Origin of the sequence: Devosia sp. (assembly GCF_017307565.1) — a bacterium.
In the GTDB taxonomy this organism is placed as follows: Bacteria; Pseudomonadota; Alphaproteobacteria; order Rhizobiales; family Devosiaceae; genus Devosia.
In genome coordinates, this window is the sequence record NZ_JAFKHD010000391.1 from 1 (window position 1) to 1,996 (window position 1,996).

Genomic DNA, 1,996 nt, shown 5'->3' on the forward strand with positions numbered 1-1,996 from the left:
CCAGAGCGGGCCGGTGGCCGTCTCCGCCCCCGTCATTCCAGCGCGGAATGGCAGGCGCAGGAACGGATACCGGCCTTTCTCTCAACCGGGCGCTGAATACCTCCACGCTACGCCTGACGAGCTGGAAGCCGCGCCTGCCTTAACCCTCTCCGCTCAAAACGACGCAGTTCCTGCCCGTGCTCTTAGCCTCGTAAAGGGCGCGGTCAGCCAGTTCCATCAACTCGCCCTGCTCGCGCGCCTGGGTGGTGGTGGCAACGCCGATGCTGACCGATACCGCGATGGCATTTTCATCGATCGGTACGGGAGTGGCGGCGATGGCCTCTCGCAGGCGATTGGCAATTTCGCGCGCCTGGCCGGAACTGGCCCCCGGCAGGATCGCCACGAATTCCTCCCCGCCGATGCGGAACACCTTGTCCATCGGGCGGACATTGCGCGACATCAGGCTGGAAATCGAACGCAGCACCTCGTCACCGGCGGCATGGCCATGCCGATCGTTGATGCGCTTGAAATGATCGATATCGATGGCCAGCAGGGCGGCCTGTTCCCCATAACGCCGCTTGCGATCCTGTACTTCGCGGAAAGCATCGTCAAAGGCGCGGCGATTGCCCAGCCCGGTCAGCATATCATTATGGGCAAGGCGGGAAAGCGCCTCCTCCGATTCGTGGATACGGCCGATCATGTCGTTGAATTCCTCGGCCACCCGGTGAAGTTCCGGCGGGAGGGAAATCTCGATCCGGTGCTGACGGTCCCCTTCCGCAAAGCGGACCGCGCCATTCACCAGCCGGTCCACGCTGGCCGACAATATCCGCCCCACGATCAACACGCCCACCGCCATGGCAAGCAATGACACGGCACCCGCGATCCCGGCCACCCAGATGGACCTTTCATAGGACCGCAGCGCCGCATCGTGATCGTCGCTGATCTTCTGGCTGATCCGGTCATAAACGCCGGTCAGCTTGTCATTCACGGCCTCCACCTGGCCATGGAACCGCTGCAGCGTCACCGCCGTCTGATCCTGGCTGACAGGCGTCACCACCGAGATGATGTCGGTCGCGTGGCGGTCGGCCTGGGTCCAGTCGGCCTGCGCGCGTTCCAGCAAGGCCAGCGTTGCGGGTTCTGCCCGGAGAGCTTCCTCCAGCCGGGCGAATTCCGCCTCGATCTTTTCCCGCACCGCGCGATAGGCTGGCGGGGCGACATGATTCTGCTTCTCCGCGAATTCATCGACCGGAGGCAGCGTCTCCCAGACGAGCAGGCGCAGATGCTGGATCGGCACGCGCTGCTCCCGCTGGCGCATCGCCACATCGTCAAACGGCGCTATCACACCGCGATTGAGAAGGAAAAAGCCGCCAACGGCTGAAACAAACAGGGGAACAATGGCGATGACCATCCCCATGGCCACCCAGAACCGCAAAGACCTGCTGCGCAAAATTCCAATCAACGCCTACCCCTGAAATCGCCTTCCGCCTGCTGCGGCACGCGGGCTATTACCTAGGAGGAGGTTTACAAATATCGAACCTGGAAGGAATTGAGGTGGATAGAGCGCTCCCTTGCGCCCGCCCGAACTTACCCGATCCACTCCGCCACTTCGGCAGCCACCTTGTTGGCCGCCTCGTTCAGCGCCGGGGCGACACTGGCGGCGGTCGGGGATACGTTGTCCACCCTGGCTTCGAAACGCCGGGTAAGGATTTGCCCGTCCGGCTGCTTCAACATGGCATCGAACCGCACGATCACCGAACTGGACGCGGCATCATAGCCCATCTCGTTCAACCGGCCGGTCAGCCGGGTGGCGGCGGCATAGGCCGCGTCGGGGCTTTCCACCACCAGGCGGGTCTGCTTGGAGCGGATCGTTTCAGCCAGAAGGCGGCCGAACAGGCGCGCGGGCTTTTCCACCCAGACCGCATCCTTGAGATAGGCGACGGTCGAGGGATCGACCTGCACCGGCACACGCACCACGTCGAGCCGCTGGGGTGCGTCAGGCTCTATCACCGCCAGCGCC

The 1,996-nt window shown here is 63.7% G+C and carries 2 protein-coding genes; both read right to left on the minus strand.

Translation table 11 applies throughout. From position 1 onward, the window contains the following. Nucleotides 1-139 precede the first annotated feature (139 nt). A complete protein-coding gene (locus tag J0I64_RS15580) occupies nucleotides 140-1,387 on the minus strand; it encodes a diguanylate cyclase (RefSeq protein WP_291409878.1) in 1,248 nt (415 codons plus the stop codon). Between the two features lie 176 nt (nucleotides 1,388-1,563). Next, nucleotides 1,564-1,996, minus strand: a 433-nt coding sequence (locus J0I64_RS15585) for an ABC-type transport auxiliary lipoprotein family protein (RefSeq protein ID WP_291409880.1), incomplete at its 5' end; no start/stop codon positions are given.